Source organism: Plantactinospora veratri, assembly GCF_036421995.1.
Classification (GTDB): Bacteria; Actinomycetota; Actinomycetes; order Mycobacteriales; family Micromonosporaceae; genus Plantactinospora; species Plantactinospora veratri.
In genome coordinates this window covers 91,819-109,810 of the sequence record NZ_JAZGQL010000012.1, presented here as the reverse complement: position 1 = coordinate 109,810, position 17,992 = coordinate 91,819, and the positions used below count along the sequence as shown (strand labels likewise).

Below are 17,992 nucleotides of genomic sequence, written 5' to 3'. Positions count from 1 at the left end.
CCTTGACAACCGTCAGTGCCGTACACCTATAGTGCTAGGAGACTAGATAAATAGAGGTAGCAGTGATCGAATTCCACCTGGACGGCCGCTCGGGCCTCGCGCCGTATCTCCAACTGGTCCAGCAGGTCCAGCAGGCGCTGCGACTCGGCCTGCTTTCCACCGGCGACCAGCTCCCGACGGTCAAGGAGGTCGTGGCGCGGTTGGCGATCAACCCGAACACGGTCCTCAAGGCCTACCGGGAGCTGGAGCACCAGGGTCTGGTCTCACCCCGCCCGGGGGTGGGGACGTTCGTGACCCGGACGCTGACCGACGACTCCCTCGCCGCGCACGAGTCACTCCGGGCGGACCTCGTCGAGTGGCTGTCCCGGGCCCAGCGCGCCGGCCTGGACGCGGAAAGCATCGAAGCCCTCTTCATGACCACATTCCGAAAGGCCACAGAGGTGAAACCATGACCCCGGTCCTGCGGACCGACGCACTCGGCAAGCGCTACGGTCGACGCCCAGCCCTCACGGACGTGACCCTGAGCATCCCCGCCGGGCGGGTGGTCGGCCTGGTCGGTCCCAACGGCGCCGGCAAGTCCACCCTGCTCAACCTCGCCTCTGGCATGATCGCGCCGACCTCAGGGACGATCGAGGTGCTCGGATCGCGACCCGCCGCCAACACCGCACAACTGGCCAGGGTCGGCTTCGTCGCCCAGGACACCCCGGTCTACTCGGGCCTCTCCGTCGGCGACCACCTGCGGTTGGGCGCCCGGCTGAACCCCGGCTGGGACGACCGGCTGGCACAGCAGCGGATCAGCCAGGTCGGCCTCGACCCCACCCAGAAGGCCGGTCGGCTCTCCGGGGGCCAGCGCGCCCAGCTCGCCCTGACCCTCGCCGCCGCCAAGCGGCCCCAACTGCTGATGTTCGACGAGCCGGTGGCCGCCCTCGACCCGCTCGCCCGGCGGACCTTCCTGCAGAGCCTGATGGAGTTCGTCGCCGAACTCGAGGTCAGTGTCGTGCTCTCCTCGCACCTGCTCGGTGACCTGGAACGGGTCTGCGACCACCTGATCGTGCTGGCCGCCTCCCGGGTCCAGCTCGCCGGCGACGTGGAGGAACTGCTCGCCGCCCACTACCGGCTGGTCGCGACGCGCGCCGACCTCGATCCACCGCCGCCGGGGACCGAGGTCATCCAGGCGACGCACACGGCCCGGCAGACCACGCTGATCGTCCGCGACACCACCGGTACGCTGCCCGACCGCCTGCCCGCCGCCGAACACCTCGACCTGGAGGAGATGGTCCTCGCCTACCTCGTCCGGGCCGCCGAACCCGCCGGCACCCTGCCCCCGGCACAGCCCCTGGAGGTCTCCCGATGATCTGGCTGACCTGGCGTCAGTTCCGCGGCCAGGCCCTGGCCGCCGTCGCGGTACTGGTCGCCCTCGCCACCTACCTGGTCGTGCTCGGGCTACGGATCCGCGACGCCTACGAGGTGAACGCCGGCTGCGCCGGGTGCGACGTCGAGGCGGCCAAGCACGCCCTCGAGAACGCCTACTTCACGCCGCTGCTGCTGACCGGCTTCCTGGTCGTGCTGGTGCCCGGCATCCTCGGGGCGTTCTGGGGCGCGCCGCTGCTCGCTCGCGAGTTCGAGACCGGCACCCACCGTCTGGTCTGGAACCAGAGCGTCACCCGCACCCGCTGGCTCGCCGTCAAACTGGGTTTCGTCACCCTGGCCGGGGTGATCCTCACCGGTGCGCTGAGCCTCTTGCTGACCTGGGCCGCCAGCCCGTACGACAAGCTCTTCGAAGGCCGGTTCGACCCGTTGCTCTTCCCCACCCGCAACATCGCCCCGCTCGGCTACGCCGTCTTCGCGGTCGTCGCCGGGATCACCGTCGGGTTGCTGGTCCGCCGGACCCTCCCCGCGATGGCCATCCTGCTCGCCGGCTTCGTCCTGTTGCAGATCCTGATCCCGACCACGGTCCGCCCGTACCTGCAACCCGCCGTCACCGAGACCGTCGCCTGGACCGCCGCCAACGCCAGGGGGCTACAGCTCAACGGGGCGGGCGAGGTCCGGACCGAGGGGTTCGCCGTACCCGGCGCCTGGGTGTTGACCGGCGACCCGCAACTGTTCGACGCCTCCGGAAAGCCGGCGAGCCGGGAGCAGTTCGAGGACTGCCCGCACACCTCGCCGGACGCGCACAAGGCGTGCGTGGAGTCGAAGGGCTTCCACATGGTCCTGTCGTACCAGCCCGCCGACCGGTACTGGACCTTCCAGTGGCTGGAGCTCGGGCTGTACCTGGCGCTCGCCGCGCTGCTGGCCGGGTTCGCCTTCTGGCGGATCCCGCGCGGCCTGAACTGAAACGACCCGGAGGCGGCGGCCGGTCCCGCCCGGACCGGTCGCCGGCAGGGCGTCCCGAGGTCGTCTCCGCCGGTTCGTCCGAAGCCGGCCGGGTGCCGGGAGCGGACGGGGCGCGGCGGCGGCGATTACCGGTACCGCTCCTGGGTAGCCGGTCGCCGTGGGCGGGCCAACCGGCGACATCGGGGCAGAGACGGACACCGGCCGCGCCGAGGGCTTCAGCGACGGCGTGCTCGCGATCGTCATCACCCTGCTCGTGCTCGACCTGCGGATGCCGGAGGTCGAGCCTGGCCGGCTCCTCGCCGAACTGCTGGAGCAGTGGCCCAGCTACGCGGCGTACGTGGCGTCGTACCTGTACATCGCCGTCGTCTGGCTGAACCACAAGGCCACCTTCGGCCGGGTCCGCCGGGCCGATCGAGGGCTGTACTGGATGAACCTGCTCGTCCTGTTCAGTACCGCGCTGCTGCCGTTTCCGACCTCGGTTCTCTCGCGGGCACTACAGGAACACGACCTTGCCGACCAGCGGGTCGCCGCCGCGCTGTACGCGCTGGTCGGGGCGCTGCTCTCCGCGAGTTGGCTGGCGTTCTACCACTATCTGGCCACTCACCGGGACCTGCTGGTGGACGGGGTCGACGAGCGGTTCTTTCCCAGCGAACGGTTTCGGGCGGTGATCGGGCTGGTGCTGTACACCGTGGCTGGTCTGCTCGGCGCCCTGGTCACGCCGCTGGCCAGCCTGGTGATCTTCATCCTCCTGCCGGCGTTCTACGGCTTCACCAGTGGCGGCCTCTACAGCGCGCCGATCGTCTCCCGGGGCCGCACCCGGGGCGGAGCCGGGAACTGACCGCCGGCCCGACGGGCGAGTCGCCGAGGGTACGGTGGCCCGCCGACCGGGTCGACGGGCCACCGTAGGGCGGGGCGCGGTCTACTCTGCGGCACCGTTCCAGTCGACGAGCTGCACGATCACGCCGTTGGGGTCGCGGACCTGGAAGGCCCGCTCGCCCCACTCCTCGACGGTGAGCGGCATGGTGATCGTCACGCCCTCGGCCTGGAGGCGGGCGAGTTCGCCCTCCAGGTCGTCGACGACGAAGGCCAGGATCAGCCCACGGGCGTGCTCGTCACGCTGGTCGGCCGGCAGCGTCGGCAGGCCCTGACGCAGGAAGACGACGTTCATCCCGACGTCGTCCCTGGTCAGCGACGCGAAGCCGTCGGCGGCCATCGCCTCGCGGAACCCGAAGTGGGTGACGAGGAAACGGCTGGAGGCGACGACGTCCGCCACGTTCAGCGAGACGGCGGAGGAGGTGATTTTCACAAGCGGCTCCCTGGCGGTCGAGTATCTCCTTACATTGTACGCTATACGGAGTACAGATATTCCCCACCGGGCCGCGGGGAGAGCGAGCGGGGCGGACATTCACCGGAGTCCGCACAGTCGACGGAGATCCCCCCAGACCAGGCATTTGCGCCCGACACGCCCCCCGCCCCAGCCGGGCAGTTCGCACACCTGTCGGGTAATTTCAGTGGCTGGCCGTCGCCCGCCGAGGAGCTGGCGCCAGGCGGCCCCGCCCGGACAGGAGATAGCGCAGGTATGGGTAAGCGGACGGTTCACGTCTCCGACTTCAGTGGCAAGGTGGTCCAGTCCGCCGACGAGGTGGTCCGGATCGTGGTGCTGGACCACCCCGACCTGGTCGCCGGGCCGGTGCAGTTGGAGGCCGAGCCGACCGAGGTCGAGGGCATCGACGACGCCGCGCTCGACGTCGCGGTCGTGGAGATCCACGACGGCCGGCCGGGCGAGGCTCCCCGCCGGGTGGTGCTCACCGCCAGCGAGTTCGACTCGCTCGCCACCGACGTGCCGATGGCCCAGCTGCTGCGGACCGCCGAACGGGTACGTCCGGCCAAGGCGAACCGGGACCGCGTCGACTACGCCACCCTGGAGCACGCCGGCAGGCCGCACCGGGGCCGGGTCACCGAGGAAGAGGCGCGGTTGGTGCGCGACCACCTCGACGAGGTGAACAAGCGGCTCGCCGACGAGGGGATCCGGCAGATCGACCCCGCCGACCCCGAGCACGCCGCCCGGTACGGCTTTCCCAGCACCTGACCGAACCCCGGAGGACTCCGGCACCGGGACGGCTGAACCCGGCGGCCGGAGAACCCCCGCGAGGGCGGGCTCCCGGCTCCGGCTATCCGGCCGCGCCGGCCCGGGCGGGCGCGGCGCTCGACTCCGGGCGCAGCGGAAAGTGGCACGCCACCTGATGCACGTCGCCGGCCAGTGGCGGCTCCGTCCGACAGATCTCGGCCGCGATCGGGCAGCGGGTACGGAACCGGCACCCCGTCGGCGGATTCAGCGCACTCGGCAGCTCACCCCGGATCGTCATGCTCTCCCGGTCCGTGGCGGCAGCATCGGGACTGGCCGACGGGACCGCGTCGATCAGCGCCTGGGTGTACGGGTGCCGGGCCGACCGGACCACGTCGTGGGCCGGACCGACCTCGACGAGCTTGCCCAGGTACATCACCCCGATCCGGTCCGACATGTAGTCGACGACGGAGAGGTCGTGGCTGATGAAGACGTACGCCAGGCCGAGTTCGCGTTGCAGGTCCCGCATCAGGTTGAGCACCTGCGCCTGGATCGACACGTCGAGCGCGCTGACCGGCTCGTCCCCGACGATCAACCGGGGTTGCAGGGCCAGCGACCGGGCCAGCCCGATGCGCTGCAACTGACCGCCGGAGAACTCGTGCGGATAGCGCTCCAGTACCCGCCGGGAGAGCCCGACCTGGTCGAGCAGGGTGGCGATCCGGGCCCGCCGGGCCGCCCCGTCGCCCACCTGCTGGATCTCCAGCGGCTCGGCCAGGATGGCGTCGACCCGCATCCGGGGGTTCATCGCCGCGTAGCTGTCCTGGAACATCAGCTGGACCTGCCGGTGCATCCGGCGCCGCTCCCGCCGGTCGAGGGTCGCGATGTCGGTACCGTCCAGCACGATCTGTCCCGCCGTCGGCCGCTCCAGCCCGACCACCAGCCGACCCACGGTCGACTTGCCGCACCCGGATTCGCCCACCAGACCGAAGGTTTCGCCGGGGTGCACGTCCAGCGACACCCCGGCAACCGCGCTCACCTGCCCGGCGGCCCGGCGCAGCAACCCGGCACCGCCCGCCGGGTAGTCCTTGACCAGCTCGCGGACCGAGAGGATCGGCTCCGGTGCGGCCGACCGGGAGTCGGCTGCCCCGGCCGGTTCGACCGGTCGCGGCGCCGCCACCGGAGCCCGGGTGACCGGCTCGGCGAAGGCCGCGACGGGTTCGCCCGAGCCAGCGGCGCTCAGCTCGACGGAGACCGGAGCGGCCGGCTCGACCGGCTCGGACCCGGACCCGGCGAGCGGCTCGGCCCGGTCCGCCGGGACACCGTTCGGGGTGACCGTCGGCAGGGCCACCGGGTGCAGGCAGGCGTACTGGTGCCGGCCGGCGGTCAGGGCGACCTCGGTGGTCCGGCACTCCTCGGTGGCGTACCGGCACCGGGGGGCGAACCGGCAGCCGGTGAGCGGCCGGGACAGGTCCGGCGGCAGGCCGGGGATGCTGTAGAGCCGGGCGTCCGGCTCCCGGGTCGCCGACTCCGGCAGCGCCTCCATCAGCGCCTCGGTGTAGCGGTGCCGGGGCGACCGGAACAGCTCGCCGGTGGTGGCGGTCTCGACCACCCGGCCGGCGTACATCACCGCGACCCGGTCGGCCCGACCGGCGATCACACCCAGGTCGTGGGTGACCAGCACGACCGCCATCCCGAAGTCTTCCCGCAGGTCGTCGATGAGTTCGAGGATCTGCCGCTGGGTGGTCACGTCGAGCGCGGTGGTCGGCTCGTCCGCGATGAGCAGCCGGGGCGAGCAGACCAGCGCCATCGCGATGGCGACCCGCTGCCGCATCCCGCCGGAGAGTTCGTGCGGATAGTTGTCGACCACCTTGTCCGGGCGGGGCATCCCGACCCGCCGCAGGATGTCGATCGCCTGCTCCCGGGCCTGGGCCTTACCGACCCCCTGGTGCACCCGCAGCGGCTCGGCGACCTGGACGCCGATCCGCATCGTCGGGTTCAGCGAGGTCAGCGGGTCCTGGAAGACCATCCCCATCCGGACGCCACGGATCCGGCGTACCTGCTGCGGTGGCAGCGACCGCAGGTCGCGGCCCTCGAAGAGGATCTCCCCGCCGACGACCTCGCCGCCGGACGGCAGCAGGCCCATCACCGACAGCGCGGTCATCGTCTTGCCGCTGCCCGACTCGCCCACGATGCCGAGGGTCTCCCCCGGCCGGACCTCCAGGCTGACGTCGTCCAGGGCGTGCACGACGCCGCGCCGCAGCGCGATGTCGGTACGCAGGTGCCGCAGTTCCAGCAGCGGGCCGGATTCCCCGGACGCCCCTGCCGTGGCGACGGTCGAGTCGATCGGTGCGCTCATTCCCCCACTCCCCCTAGCGTCGCCGGAGGCGGACCTCGAAGGCGTCCCTCAACCCGTCGCCCATGAAGTTGAAGGCGAGCACGATGAGGATGATGGCGATTCCGGGCGGATACAGCAGCCACCAGTGACCGCTGTAGGTGTCCGCCAGCCCGTCGGAGAGCATCCCGCCCCAGTTCGCGGCCGGTGGCGGGACGCCGAGGCCGAGGAAGGAGAGGTAGGCGACGTAGAGGATCGCGTCGGCGACCTGGAAGGTCGCGTTCACGATCACCGTGCCGATGGCGTTCGGCACGATGTGCCGGCGTACCGCCCGGCCGCCGGTGCCGCCCATCGCCCGCATCGCCTGGACGTACTCCCGGGAGCGGAGGGTCAGCGCCTCGCCCCGGACCAGCCGGGCCGGGCCGAGCCAGGCGAAGGCGCCGATGATGAGGATCAGCATCGGTACGCTCGGCGTCACGATCGCGGCCAGCAGCATGAAGAGGAAGAGCGACGGGATCGACATCATCGCGTCGACCACCCGCATCATCGCGGCATCCACCCAGCCGCCGACGAACCCGGCGACGGCGCCCCAGAGCGTGCCGAGGAAGGTGGCGAGGATCCCCGCCGCCAGCCCGACCACGATCGAGGTCTGCCCGCCGAGCATCAGTCGGCCGAGCTGGTCGTAGCCGACCCCGTCGGTGCCGAGCGGGTGCCCGGCGCCCGGTGCCAGGTGCACCTGGGTGAGGTCGGTGTGCACCTGGTCGGTGTGGTAGAAGATCGGTCCGAGGAAGCAGACCCCGGCGAGCAGCACGAAGAGGCCGAGGCCGACCAGGGCCAGCCGGTTCTCGCAGAAGACCGCCACGCCCTGCCGCCAGAGGCCGCGTACCGGGGCGTCGTCGGGGGCGGCCGGCTGCGGTGCGCCCACCGGTGGGGTGGCGGCCAGTTCGGTCAGGGTGGTCACGACGTGCTCCCCCGGAGTCGTACCCGCGGGTCGACCGCGGCGTAGAGCAGGTCGGCGATCAGCGCGCCGAGCACCGTCGCCACCGAGATGATCAGGGTGACCCCGAGCAGGATCGGGAAGTCACGCTTGAGCGCCGCCTGCCAGAAGAGCTGTCCCATGCCGGGGAAGTTGAACAGCGACTCCACCACCAGGGCACCGCTGAACAGTGCCGGCAGGTACATCCCGAGCAGGGTGATGACGGGGAAGAGCCCGTTGCGCAGGGTGTGCCGGACCACCACCCGCCGCTCGGAGAGGCCCTTGCTGCGGGCCGTCCGGACGTAGTTCTCGTTGAGGTTGTCGACCATCGAGGAGCGGACGTAGCGCGAGTAGACCGCGATGGTGACGATCGCCAGGGTGACGGTCGGCAGCACCAGCCCGGCGGGATCGGCCAGCACCTCGCCGACGGTGAAGCCCTGCGGCGCCTCCGGCGGCAGGATCGGCCAGACCTGGGAGAAGAGGATGATCAGCATCAGGCCCATGAAGAAGATCGGGGTGGCGTACGCCAGCAGCGACAGCGAGGTGATGGTGTAGTCCGGCCAGCGGTTGCGGCGTACCGCCTGGACCACCCCGAGCGGGATCGCCACCACGATCGCCAGCAGGGTGGAGAGCAGCGACAGCACCATGGTCTTCGGCAACCGCTGGGTGATCGCCTCGGTGACCGACTGGTTGAGCTGGAACGAGTAGCCGAGGTCGCCGTGCAGCAGGCGTTGCACGTACATGCCGTACTGCTGGATCCAGGGCCGGTCGTAGCCCATCTCGTGGTTGAACGCGGCCAACTGCTCCAGCGTCGCCTCCTTGCCCAGCGTCGCCCGGGCCGCACCGCCGGGCAGCAGGTGCAGCAGGACGAACGCGATCACGGTGACGAGCACGACGACGATGAGTGCCTGGCCCAGGCGCGTGACGAGGTACCGGACCACCGGCGGATCCCTCCCCGGTCGGGGGCTCCGGCGGCACCCGCTGGGGGCACCGCCGGAGCCGGACGGTCAGTGACTGCCGACTACTTCCAGGACCAGTCCTGGAAGTACATGTTGTTCATCGGGTCCTGCGGCTCGACGCCCTGCAGACCGGACTTGTACGCCGAGATCTGGAACACCGGGTTCGGCATCCAGAGCACCGGCAGGTCCCTGGCGAGGAAGTCGTTGTACGCCTTCAGCGCGGTGTCGTCGCCGCTGAACTGGGTCGCCTCGATGAGCTGGTCGGCCTGCGGGTTGCTGTAGCTGCCCAGGTTGACCGGCGCGTCGGTGGCGAAGAGCCGCTCGCCGCTGGCGAAGGCCGGGTAGTACCAGCTGCCCTGGGAGCCGAAGAAGGACATGTCCCACGAGCAGGTCGCCTCGGTCGGCTTGCAGGCCGGGGTGACCGCGACCGAGTCCGGCACCTCCTTGATGGTCAGCTCGATGCCGAGCTTGGCCATCTGGGACTTGATCTCGGCGAACATCTTGGTGGTGGCGGCGAAGCCGCTCTGGCTGGTGACCGTGAAGGCCAGCGGCGTACCGGCGGCGATGCCCTGGCCGCACTGGTTCGCCCCGGTGCCCGGCGTCTGGCAGGTGGTCTGCCCGTCGGGGGCGACCTTCCAACCGTGGCTCTCCAGGAGTTCCTTCGCTTTGGTCGGGTCGAAGGAGTAGACGCAGCCGTTCTCGGCGGAACCGGCGGTGCCAGGCTTGAGCGGCACCGGGCCGCAGGTCGGCTCGGCCATGCCGGACCAGATGACCTTGTTGATGGTCGGCTGGTCGATCAGCATCTGCATCGCCTGGCGCAGGTAGTCCTGCTTGAAGAGCACGCCCGTCTTCGGGTTGTTGAAGTTGAGCTGGAGGTAGGTGACGGACCAGCCGTACCAGGGCGCGACCCTGTAGTCCTTGGACTCCAGGTACGACTTCTGGGAGAGGTTGGCCGCCGGCACGTAGCCGTAGTCGATCTCACCGGCCCGGAGCACGTTGAACTCGGCGTCGTCGCTGGTGAACGGCCGCAGCACGACCTTCGACAGCTTCGGCTTGTCGGTACCGGAGTAGGTCGGCTGGGCGGCGAGCACGACCTCGCCGTTCGGGACGTACTTCTCCAGCTTCCACGGACCGCTGTTGACCTTCCAGAGGTCGTTCGTCGCGTACGTCTTGGGGTCCTTCGAGGCCGCGACCAGGAAGTCGAAGACCTTCCTGGCCCCCTCCGGGGTCTTGTCCAGGTCGCTGACGCTCGCGGTGGCGGAGTCCTTGTCCCAGACGTGCTGCGGCATCGGGACGATCCGGTTGAGCTGGTTTCCGACGAACCAGGCGGTGTTGTAGACCTGGGTGGTCGTCACCGAGAAGGTCTTGGCGTCCTTGATCGTCCAGGCGGCGATGTTGTCCGGGAAGCCGCCCTTGCGGTAGGACGCCCACTTGTCCTTGTTCGCCGTGACGACGTTCCACCAGAAGTCGATGTCCCGGGTGGTGATCGGCTTGCCGTCGGACCAGGTGTTGTCCTTCAGCGTGATGGTCAGGGTCTTGCCGCCGTCGCTCAGCTCGGGCGGGTTGGCCAGCGAGCGCTCGGTGTCGATGTTGTACTTCGCCGACCCGTCGAGCCTGTACTGGTAGAGCGGCCGGTACTGGGCGTTGCCGAAGATGGCGTTCTCGCCCTGGGTGAAGCCGGGGGCCGAGATGGGCAGGATCCAGTTCGGGGTCCGGAAGGCGACGGTCGCGGTGTCCTTGCCCTGGCTCCCGCCCTTCCCCGACGAACTGTCGTCGCCGCCGCAGGCGGCGAGGCCCAACCCGAGGGCGAGCGCACTGGCCACGGCGATGGTGCCGCGCAGTGCGCCCCGGTGGAATCTGCTCCTCATGAGTCTCCTCGATCAATGTGCACGTGCCCGCGTCGCCGGGCGTGAGCGGCGCGCGTCCAGCCTGCGCTTCCCGAGCGATCAATGCGGAGAATGTATAGGCGATTAAGTTTCGCGTCAACGAAACTAACCCACTTCCTTCGAAGACTTTCTTCAGGATAGGATCAAAGCCGCCGAAGCATCGTCGACAGTTCGCCGACCGCTACCCTTCGCGGTGATCCCGTCCCGTGCCTGGCGGTAGCCGCGAGGGAACCCGGACGATCCGGCTGGAAGAAGGAGAGGTATGTCGGACCCGTCGATCTCCGCCACCCTGCGCGACCAGACGCTCAACCTGCTGGCCAGCGGCGAGGCCACCTCCCGGGCCGACCTCGTCGAGGCGTTGCAGGTGGCGCCCTCGACCGTCACCGGGGTGGTGCGCCGGCTGCTGGAGGAGGGCGCCATCCTGGAGGAGGGCGTCGGCCGGTCCACCGGCGGGCGGCGGCCCCGGATCCTCCGACTGCGGGAGCCGTCGGGCGTCTTCGCGGTCGCCGAACTCGGCGCCCGGCACGCCCGGGTCGGCCTCAGCACCCCGAACGGCCGGCTGCTCGCGACCGAGGAGGTCGCCATCGACATCGCCGCCGGCCCCGGCGAGGTCTTCGAGGTGGTCGGCACCGCCTTCGATCGGCTCCGCACGGCGGCCGCACCCGGTCAGGCGCTGCTCGGCATCGGCGCCGCCATGCCCGGCCCGGTCGAGTTCCCCCGGGGCCGGCTGGTCGGCCCCGCCCGGATGCCGGGCTGGAGCGGCGTCGACGCCCAGGCCGAACTCGGGGCCCGCTTCGACGTACCGGTGGTGGTCGACAACGACGCCAAGGCGGCGGCGATCGGCGAGTACGTCACCCGGGGCCGGGACACCGGCGACATGATCTACGTCAAGGCCGGTACCGGCATCGGCGGCTGCCTGGTCAGCGGCGGTCAGGTCTACCGGGGCGGCCGTGGACTCAGCGGCGACGTCACCCACGTACGGGTGGCGGACAGCGGCGAGCGGCAGTGCTCCTGCGGCAGCCGGGGCTGCCTGGAGACCGTCGCCAGCGGCGCCGCGCTCGCCGCCCAACTCGCCGAGCAGGGCCGACCGATCACCGGCACCCGGGACGTGATCGGCGCGGTCGTCGACGCCGAGCCGGCCGCGGTGACGCTGGTACGCCGGGCCGGCGGGCTGCTCGGGGTGGCCCTCTCCGGACTGGTCAACTTCCTCAACCCCGACGCCGTGGTCATCGGCGGAGCCCTCTCCAGCCTCGACGTCTACGTCGCGGCGGCCCGGGGCATGCTCTACGAACGGTGTCTGCCGTCGATGACCCAGTCCCTTTCCATCGAGGCCAGCGTCGCCGGCCCGGATGCCGGCCTGGTCGGCCTCGGGCATCTGGTCCGCGCCGCGGCCGACGCCCGACCCGCCTGAGGAGCTCCACCCGTGCACCGTCCCCTGCGGATCGCCATCGGCGGCATCCACATCGAGTCCAGCACCTTCTCGCCGCACCTGAGCACCGCCGACGACTTCGAGGTCACCCGGGGCGACGCGCTGCTGGCCCGCTACGCCTGGCTCTCCCCGACCCAGCCGTGGGCCGCCGACGTCGAATGGCTGCCGCTGGTACACGCCCGGGCGCTGCCCGGCGGGGCGGTCGACGCCGCCAGCTACGACGCCTGGACGGCCGAGATCGTCGACGGGCTCACCCGGCTCGGCCCGGTCGACGGCGTACTGCTGGACATCCACGGCGCGATGAGCGTGGTCGGCCGCGAGGACGCCGAGGGTGACCTGGTCACCGCCATCCGGTCCGTGATCGGGCCGCGGCCGTACGTCTCGGCCGCGATGGACCTGCACGGCAACGTCTCGCCGGTACTCTTCGCCGGCTGCGACCTGCTCACCTGCTACCGCACCGCGCCGCACGTCGACGTCTGGGAAACCCGCGAGCGGGCGGCCCGCAACCTGGTCGAGGCGCTGCGCCGGGGGCAGCGCCCGCACAGGGCCCTGGTGCACGTGCCGATCCTGCTGCCCGGCGAGATGACGAGTACCCGGGTCGAACCGGCCCGCGGCCTCTACGCCCGGATTCCCGAGATCGAGGCCCGGGACGGGATCGTGGACGCCGCGATCTGGATCGGCTTCGCTTGGGCCGACCAGCCCCGCTGCCGGGGTGCGGTGGTGGTCACCGGCACCGACGCCGCCGCCGCGAGCGGGGCGGCCCGGGAACTCGGCGAGCACTTCTGGGCGGCCCGCGACGAGTTCGCCTTCGTCGCACCGACCGGCAGCCTGGACGAGTGCCTCGACACGGCACTGGCCGCCGTCGCCGAGTCGGCCCGGCGCCCCTTCTTCATCAGCGACTCCGGTGACAACCCGGGGGCCGGCGGCGCCGACGACGTCACCTACGCGCTGGCCCGGATGCTGGCCCGACCGCAGATCCGCCACGGCGAGGTCCGCGCGGTGTACGCCTCGCTGGTCGACCCGGACGCCGTGGCGCGGGTCGCCGACCAGCCGACCGGCACCCCGGTCAGCGTCCCGGTCGGCGGCCGGATCGACACCCGGGACCCCGGTCCGGTACGCCTCGACGGCGTACTGGAGGCGGTCGCCGAGGACCCCGACGGCGGGCGGTGCGTGAGCGTACGGGTGGGTGGGCTGAGCGTCTTCGTCACCTCGCGGCGGATGCAGTACCGCCAACTCGCCTCGTACGCCCGGCTGGGCGTGCGGGTGCACGACGTCGACCTGGTGGTGGTGAAGATCGGCTATCTCGAACCGGAGCTGTTCGAGGCGGCCGGGGACTGGCTGCTGGCGTTGACCCCGGGCGGGGTCGACCAGGACATCGAGCGGCTGCCGTACCGGCACCTGCTGCGGCCGGTGTTCCCGCTGGACCGCGACTTCGTCGCGGACCTGACCGTGGCGACCCGGTGATTCCGCCCGTCGCCAGCGCGCGGTCCGGCACCTCGCCTCCCGCGCGACCGTCCACCGGTCGCTGCGTCCTCGCGGTCGACGTCGGCGGGACGACCATGAAGGGTGCGGTCTTCGGCGAGGACGGCCAGGTCCGGCACTCGGTCGTGGTGCCGTCCCGGGCCGACGGCGACCCGGTCGGCGCGCTCCGGGAGCTGTGCCGGCGGCTGCACGACACCGCCCTCGACGACGGCGTCGAGCCGGCCGGGATCGGCGTGGTCACCCCGGGCATCGTCGACGAGGCCGCCGGCCTGGTGCGGTACGCCTCCAACATCCGGTTCCGGGACGTACCGCTGCGCGCGCTGGTGCAGGACGACCTCGGGTTGCCGGTGGCGATCGGACACGACGCCCGGGCGGCCGGTGTCGCCGAGGCGGTGGCCGGAGCCGGCCGGGGACTCGCCAACTTCGTGCTGCTGCCGCTCGGCACCGGCATCGCCGCCACCGTGGTACTGCACGGCGAGCCGGTACCGGGTACCGCGTGGTCGGCCGGGGAGGTCGGACACATGCCGGTACACCCGGGTGGCGAGCCGTGCAGTTGCGGCCAGCGCGGCTGCCTGGAGGTGTACGCGTCGGCCGGTGGACTGGCCCGACGCTACGCCCGGCTGGGCGGCACCCCGGGGCTGGACAGCCGGGGCATCGCCGCTGCCGCGTCGACCGATCCGCTGGCCGGCTCGGTGTGGGACACCGCGACCCAGGCGCTCGGGATCGCCCTCGCCACCCTGACCCTGACCCTGGACCCGGCCCGGATCGTGCTCGGCGGTGGCCTGGCCGAGGCCGGTGCCCAGCTCTTCGACCCGGTACGCGACGCGCTGCGTGCGGCGCTGGCCTGGCGGGCCGCGCCCGAGGTGGTGCCCTCCGCCTTCGGCGCCCAGGCGGCCCAGGTCGGTGCGGCCATCCTGGCTCGCCGGGCGGCCGGGCTGGCGGTGCCGGAGGGCTGGGGACTACCCGTCCCGGCGGGCAGCCCGGGCTGAGCGCCGCCCCGACCACTCAGCACCGTCAACCAGCCGCTGCGGGACATGGAAGCGATCGCTTGGTCCATAATCGGTGCGGTGCCGTACGGCGGCACCTCCATCCGCGCCGGATCGACGGCCTCGGCCGTCCCACCGATCCGACCGGTGCCCGACTCCTCGGAGGTGCCGTGAGCGACACGACCAGTCCGGTCGGCAAGCTGGACACGAACGTGGCGCATCCCGCCCGCCGCTACAACTACTGGCTGGGCGGCAAGGACAACTTCGCCGCCGACCGGCTCTCCGGCGACCAGGTGGCCGCCGTCTTCCCGACGGTGAAGCGGGCCGCCCAGGAGAACCGCGGGTTCCTGCGCCGTGCGGTCGGGTTCCTGGCCGGCGAGGCCGGCATCCGGCAGTTCCTCGACATCGGCACCGGGCTGCCGACGGCCGACAACACCCACGAGGTCGCCCAGCGGATCGCACCCGAGTCCCGGGTCGTCTACGTGGACAACGACCCGCTGGTGATGGCGCACGCCCGAGCCCTGCTGACCTCCTCGCCGGAGGGCAGGAGCGCCTACATCGAACGGGACCTGCGGGAGCCCGAGTCCATCCTGGACGCCCCGGAACTGCACGCCACCCTCGACCTGCGGCAGCCGGTCGGGTTGACGCTGGTCGCGATCCTGCATTTCGTACGCGACTTCGAGGACCCGTACGGCGTCGTCGCCCGGCTCGTCGCCGCACTCCCCTCCGGCAGCTACCTGGTGATGTCACACGGCACCTACGACGGGCTGCCGGCGGAGGCCGTCACGAGGCTGGAGGAGGCGAACGCCGCCACCGGCGGGCTCAGTCGGCCCCGCAGCCGGGACGAGTTCACCCGGTTCTTCACCGGGCTGGACCTGGTCGCCCCGGGGGTCGTGCCGATCGCCAACTGGCGGCCGGCACCCGGCAGCCAGCCACCGGACCCGGTCGACATCTGCATGTACGGCGCGGTCGCCCGGATCCGGTGAGCCTCGGCCACGCGACCACGCCAACGTCGGAAGTCGTTCCGTCGAAGGTCCTCTGGGTCACCGTCGGATCCCGCCGGTGACCCGGTAACGCAGGTGCGTGACCTCCGGGGTGCTGAACCGGCGTACCAGCTCGAGTTCGACGTGATCGGCGGACAGGTGGTCGAACAGCCGCCGTCCCGTACCCAGCAGGACGGGCACGACATGCAGTTGCAACTCGTCGAGTTCGCCGGCGCGCAGCAGTGACCGGGCCGCGCCTGCCCCGTGCACCGAGATGTCGGCGTCACCGGCGGCCGCGCGGGCCAGTTCGGCGCACTCGCGCGCGTCGGTGACGAAGCGGACGGTGCCCGGCGGCGGCTCGTCGGGGACGTCGTGGGTGAGGATGAAGATCGGGACACCGTCGTGGTGGTCGCCCTGCCAGTGGTCGGCGAGCTCGTAGGTGCGGCGGCCGGAGATGAACGCGCGGGTGGCTACGTGCTCGGCGTACACCTCGCGGTGCGGGCCCGGCTCGTCACGGTGGTCAAGCCAGTTGAAGAGCCGAAATCCACCGATACCCATCGGATCGGTCCTGCTGTCCCGAGGGCCTGCGACGAAACCGTCGAGGGAGACGCTCATGTCCAGTCGGATGTTCCCCATGTGTCAGCGCTCCTTCTTCACGCGATAACGAAGGTGCAGTACGCCCGGCGCTTCCACGGCCCGTACCGGGTCCAGCTCGATGGTTTCGGCCGGGGAGTCGTCGAACAGCCGCCGGCCCTGTCCGAGCAGCACCGGCACGAGATGCAGCTGCAACTCGTCGAGAAGGCCCGCGCGCAGCAACGCCTGTCCGGTCGCGGCACCGTGCACGAGGACGTCGCGGCCGCCGGCGGCCGATCGTGCCTGCGCGACGCAGGATTCGATGCCGTCGACGACGTAGCGGGCGTGCCCGGGTGCGGGTTCGGCCGGTGCCTTGCGGGTCAGGACGAAGATGGGCACGCCGTTGTGGTGGTCGCCGCCCCAGCCCTGCGCGAACTCGAAGGTGCGCCGCCCGACGATCACCGCGCCGGTGCCCATCGCCTCGTCGAAGGCGTCCACGCTGGGGCCGGTCGTCGGCCGATGTGAGCCGGGAGAGCCGTCGCCGTCGCGCAGCCAATCGTGTAGCCGCGCACCGTTGACGCCGAGCCCGTGTTCCATCGAGTCGTCCGGTCCGGCGATGAAGCCGTCGACCGACATCGACATGTACAACACGATCTTGGTCATGAGGCCCTACCCGCTGATGGTCTGTGCAGTCCTGACGGCATTCATCCAACCTGCACGATGTGGGCGCGGCGGGCTATCCCAGAATCCTGGGGACCTCGCACCGACAGCGGTATCGTCGGCTGATGATTCACCCCGGGCTGACGCGCGAGCGCCTCCGTGGCGACATCGTGCGCCTCGCCCACCGCGGGTTGTCGGTCGCCGAGTACGCGCGGCTCGTCGGTGCGACGTTGAGCCGGGCGGTCGCGGCCGAGGGTAGTTGCCTGATGACCGTCGACCCGGCAACGATGCTCCCGACGGCCGAGTTCGTGGAGAACGGCCTGCCGGCGCCGACGCTGCTGCGGATGATCGACATCGAACTGCGTGAGCCGGACTACAACAAATGGGTACACCTGGCTCCGAAGTGCCCGGCGGCCAGTCTGAGCGACGTCACCGCGGGCGACCTGGACCGCAGTCTGCGCCAGCGGGAGATCCGGCGGCCAGGGGGCTTCGCCGACGAACTCCGGGTGGTCCTCGCCAGCGGCACGGGTACGTGGGGCCAGCTGACGCTGTTCCGCGCGGCTCGGCGCCCTTTCTTCGTCGACGACGACGTGCACCTCGTGTCGTCGGTCGCCGGGCTCGTCGCCGACGGGCTGCGGCGGGCGATGCTGCTCGGGGAGGCACGGCGCGGGGACGGGGATATCGGCATGCTCGTCCTGGACGCTGCCGACGAGGTGAGCATGGCGAACCCCTCCGCGCAGCGCTGGCTCGACGCGTTGGGCACCGGCGAACGCCCTCGCTCCCGCCTGCCGCTGGTCGTTCCCGCCGTCGCCCGCCAGGCCCGTGCCCTGTCCCGGCTGGCACCCGGACCGACCGAGGCCCGGCCGGCCCGGGCCCGCGTGCGCACCGCGTCGGGCGAATGGCTGATCGTGCGCGGCTCGGTGCTGGGTTCCGCCCCGGACGCGCCGGTCGCGGTGCTGATCGAGGAGGCCCGGCAGGCCGAGATGGCGCCGCTGATGGCCGATGCCTACGGGTTCTCCACACAGGAGCGCCGAGTCACCGAACTGGTGGCCCAGGGCTTGTCGACGAAGCAGATCGCCGATCGGCTGCACCTCTCCGCCTACACCGTGCAGGACCACCTCAAATCGATCTTCACGAAATCAGGCAGCGCATCCCGCGGCGACCTCGTCGCCCGGCTGTTCCACGACCACTTCGCCGACGCACTCACCTCGGGAGAGACGCCCGACAGGACCTGATCCAACCCGAGGGACTCGGCCGGGTTCGTCCTACCTGACGCCAGGATCGTGGGTGGTTGACGCCGACGGCTGCGCCGGTCTGAAGAGTTCCT

At 71.4% G+C, this 17,992-nt stretch carries 17 protein-coding genes; 10 read left to right on the top strand and 7 right to left on the bottom strand.

The window, feature by feature from the left end; all coding sequences use genetic code 11:
* Positions 1 to 62 precede the first annotated feature (62 nt).
* The 4 genes from V1634_RS17320 (at position 63) to V1634_RS17305 (ending at position 3,172) form a co-directional block, all read left to right on the top strand.
* Complete coding sequence (locus V1634_RS17320; protein ID WP_331208866.1) at positions 63 to 452, top strand: GntR family transcriptional regulator; 390 nt, start codon at positions 63 to 65, stop codon at positions 450 to 452.
* Entirely contained in the window at positions 449 to 1,354 is a 906-nt protein-coding gene (locus V1634_RS17315) for an ABC transporter ATP-binding protein (protein ID WP_331208865.1), read from the top strand. The genes V1634_RS17320 and V1634_RS17315 overlap by 4 nt, the downstream gene beginning before the upstream one ends.
* Positions 1,351 to 2,334, top strand: a complete 984-nt coding sequence (locus tag V1634_RS17310; RefSeq protein WP_331208864.1) for a hypothetical protein — start codon at positions 1,351 to 1,353, stop codon at positions 2,332 to 2,334. Before V1634_RS17315 ends, V1634_RS17310 begins: the two co-directional genes overlap by 4 nt.
* A 157-nt stretch (positions 2,335 to 2,491) precedes the next feature.
* Positions 2,492 to 3,172, top strand: a complete 681-nt coding sequence (locus V1634_RS17305; protein ID WP_331208863.1) for a TMEM175 family protein — start codon at positions 2,492 to 2,494, stop codon at positions 3,170 to 3,172.
* A gap of 81 nt (positions 3,173 to 3,253) precedes the next feature.
* Here V1634_RS17305 and V1634_RS17300 read toward each other — a convergent pair whose 3' ends face one another.
* Positions 3,254 to 3,640 (bottom strand): VOC family protein, encoded by a 387-nt coding sequence (locus V1634_RS17300; protein WP_331208862.1) that lies wholly within the window; start codon positions 3,638 to 3,640, stop codon positions 3,254 to 3,256.
* 273 nt (positions 3,641 to 3,913) lie between these two features.
* Between V1634_RS17300 and V1634_RS17295 the strand changes: the two genes are divergently transcribed.
* Positions 3,914 to 4,423, top strand: a complete 510-nt coding sequence (locus V1634_RS17295) for a hypothetical protein (RefSeq protein ID WP_331208861.1) — start codon at positions 3,914 to 3,916, stop codon at positions 4,421 to 4,423.
* 82 nt (positions 4,424 to 4,505) lie between these two features.
* On the opposite strand, the gene V1634_RS17290 is transcribed toward V1634_RS17295, so the two are convergent.
* From V1634_RS17290 to V1634_RS17275, 4 genes are all read right to left on the bottom strand, one after another.
* Complete coding sequence (locus V1634_RS17290; protein WP_407951805.1) at positions 4,506 to 6,755, bottom strand: dipeptide ABC transporter ATP-binding protein; 2,250 nt, start codon at positions 6,753 to 6,755, stop codon at positions 4,506 to 4,508.
* A gap of 13 nt (positions 6,756 to 6,768) precedes the next feature.
* The gene (locus tag V1634_RS17285) at positions 6,769 to 7,656 is read right to left on the bottom strand and encodes an ABC transporter permease (protein ID WP_407951808.1); all 888 of its coding nucleotides are present in this window, start codon (positions 7,654 to 7,656) and stop codon (positions 6,769 to 6,771) included.
* Between the two features lie 32 nt (positions 7,657 to 7,688).
* Positions 7,689 to 8,648 carry an ABC transporter permease gene (locus V1634_RS17280; RefSeq protein ID WP_331208859.1) on the bottom strand — a complete coding sequence of 320 codons (960 nt, stop codon included), beginning with the start codon at positions 8,646 to 8,648 and terminating at the stop codon, positions 7,689 to 7,691.
* Positions 8,649 to 8,728: 80 nt separating this feature from the next.
* Entirely contained in the window at positions 8,729 to 10,534 is a 1,806-nt protein-coding gene (locus V1634_RS17275) for a peptide ABC transporter substrate-binding protein (RefSeq protein WP_331208858.1), read from the bottom strand.
* A 280-nt stretch (positions 10,535 to 10,814) separates the two neighbouring features.
* On the opposite strand from V1634_RS17275, the gene V1634_RS17270 reads away from it, so the two are divergent.
* The 4 genes from V1634_RS17270 to V1634_RS17255 all read left to right on the top strand — a co-directional run bounded on the left by V1634_RS17270 (position 10,815) and on the right by V1634_RS17255 (position 15,435).
* Positions 10,815 to 11,963, top strand: coding sequence for an ROK family transcriptional regulator (locus V1634_RS17270; RefSeq protein WP_331208857.1), 1,149 nt, complete (start codon positions 10,815 to 10,817; stop codon positions 11,961 to 11,963).
* Between the two features lie 12 nt (positions 11,964 to 11,975).
* Entirely contained in the window at positions 11,976 to 13,445 is a 1,470-nt protein-coding gene (locus tag V1634_RS17265; RefSeq protein WP_331208856.1) for a M81 family metallopeptidase, read from the top strand.
* On the top strand, positions 13,445 to 14,452 hold the full coding sequence (locus V1634_RS17260) for an ROK family protein (protein ID WP_331209119.1): 1,008 nt from the start codon (positions 13,445 to 13,447) through the stop codon (positions 14,450 to 14,452). Before V1634_RS17265 ends, V1634_RS17260 begins: the two co-directional genes overlap by 1 nt.
* A gap of 167 nt (positions 14,453 to 14,619) precedes the next feature.
* On the top strand, positions 14,620 to 15,435 hold the full coding sequence (locus tag V1634_RS17255) for an SAM-dependent methyltransferase (protein WP_331208855.1): 816 nt from the start codon (positions 14,620 to 14,622) through the stop codon (positions 15,433 to 15,435).
* 57 nt (positions 15,436 to 15,492) lie between these two features.
* Here V1634_RS17255 and V1634_RS17250 read toward each other — a convergent pair whose 3' ends face one another.
* Together V1634_RS17250 and V1634_RS17245 are read right to left on the bottom strand one after the other, a co-directional pair.
* Positions 15,493 to 16,068: a dihydrofolate reductase family protein gene (locus V1634_RS17250; protein ID WP_331208854.1), complete on the bottom strand. Its 576-nt coding sequence runs from the start codon at positions 16,066 to 16,068 to the stop codon at positions 15,493 to 15,495.
* A gap of 3 nt (positions 16,069 to 16,071) precedes the next feature.
* Complete coding sequence (locus tag V1634_RS17245; RefSeq protein WP_331208853.1) at positions 16,072 to 16,668, bottom strand: dihydrofolate reductase family protein; 597 nt, start codon at positions 16,666 to 16,668, stop codon at positions 16,072 to 16,074.
* A gap of 122 nt (positions 16,669 to 16,790) precedes the next feature.
* Here V1634_RS17245 and V1634_RS17240 point away from each other — a divergent pair, with 122 nt between their 5' ends.
* Positions 16,791 to 17,900, top strand: a complete 1,110-nt coding sequence (locus tag V1634_RS17240; RefSeq protein ID WP_331208852.1) for a helix-turn-helix transcriptional regulator — start codon at positions 16,791 to 16,793, stop codon at positions 17,898 to 17,900.
* The last annotated feature ends 92 nt before the right edge of the window (positions 17,901 to 17,992 follow it).

Coding starts and splice junctions, on each gene's coding strand:
- V1634_RS17275 (WP_331208858.1), bottom strand. CDS start 10,534: ATGAGGAGCAGATTCCACCGGGGCGCACTGCGCGGCACCATCGCCGTG.
- V1634_RS17270 (WP_331208857.1), top strand. CDS start 10,815: ATGTCGGACCCGTCGATCTCCGCCACCCTGCGCGACCAGACGCTCAAC.
- V1634_RS17295 (WP_331208861.1), top strand. CDS start 3,914: ATGGGTAAGCGGACGGTTCACGTCTCCGACTTCAGTGGCAAGGTGGTC.
- V1634_RS17290 (WP_407951805.1), bottom strand. CDS start 6,755: ATGAGCGCACCGATCGACTCGACCGTCGCCACGGCAGGGGCGTCCGGG.
- V1634_RS17245 (WP_331208853.1), bottom strand. CDS start 16,668: ATGACCAAGATCGTGTTGTACATGTCGATGTCGGTCGACGGCTTCATC.
- V1634_RS17240 (WP_331208852.1), top strand. CDS start 16,791: ATGATTCACCCCGGGCTGACGCGCGAGCGCCTCCGTGGCGACATCGTG.
- V1634_RS17315 (WP_331208865.1), top strand. CDS start 449: ATGACCCCGGTCCTGCGGACCGACGCACTCGGCAAGCGCTACGGTCGA.
- V1634_RS17310 (WP_331208864.1), top strand. CDS start 1,351: ATGATCTGGCTGACCTGGCGTCAGTTCCGCGGCCAGGCCCTGGCCGCC.
- V1634_RS17250 (WP_331208854.1), bottom strand. CDS start 16,068: ATGGGGAACATCCGACTGGACATGAGCGTCTCCCTCGACGGTTTCGTC.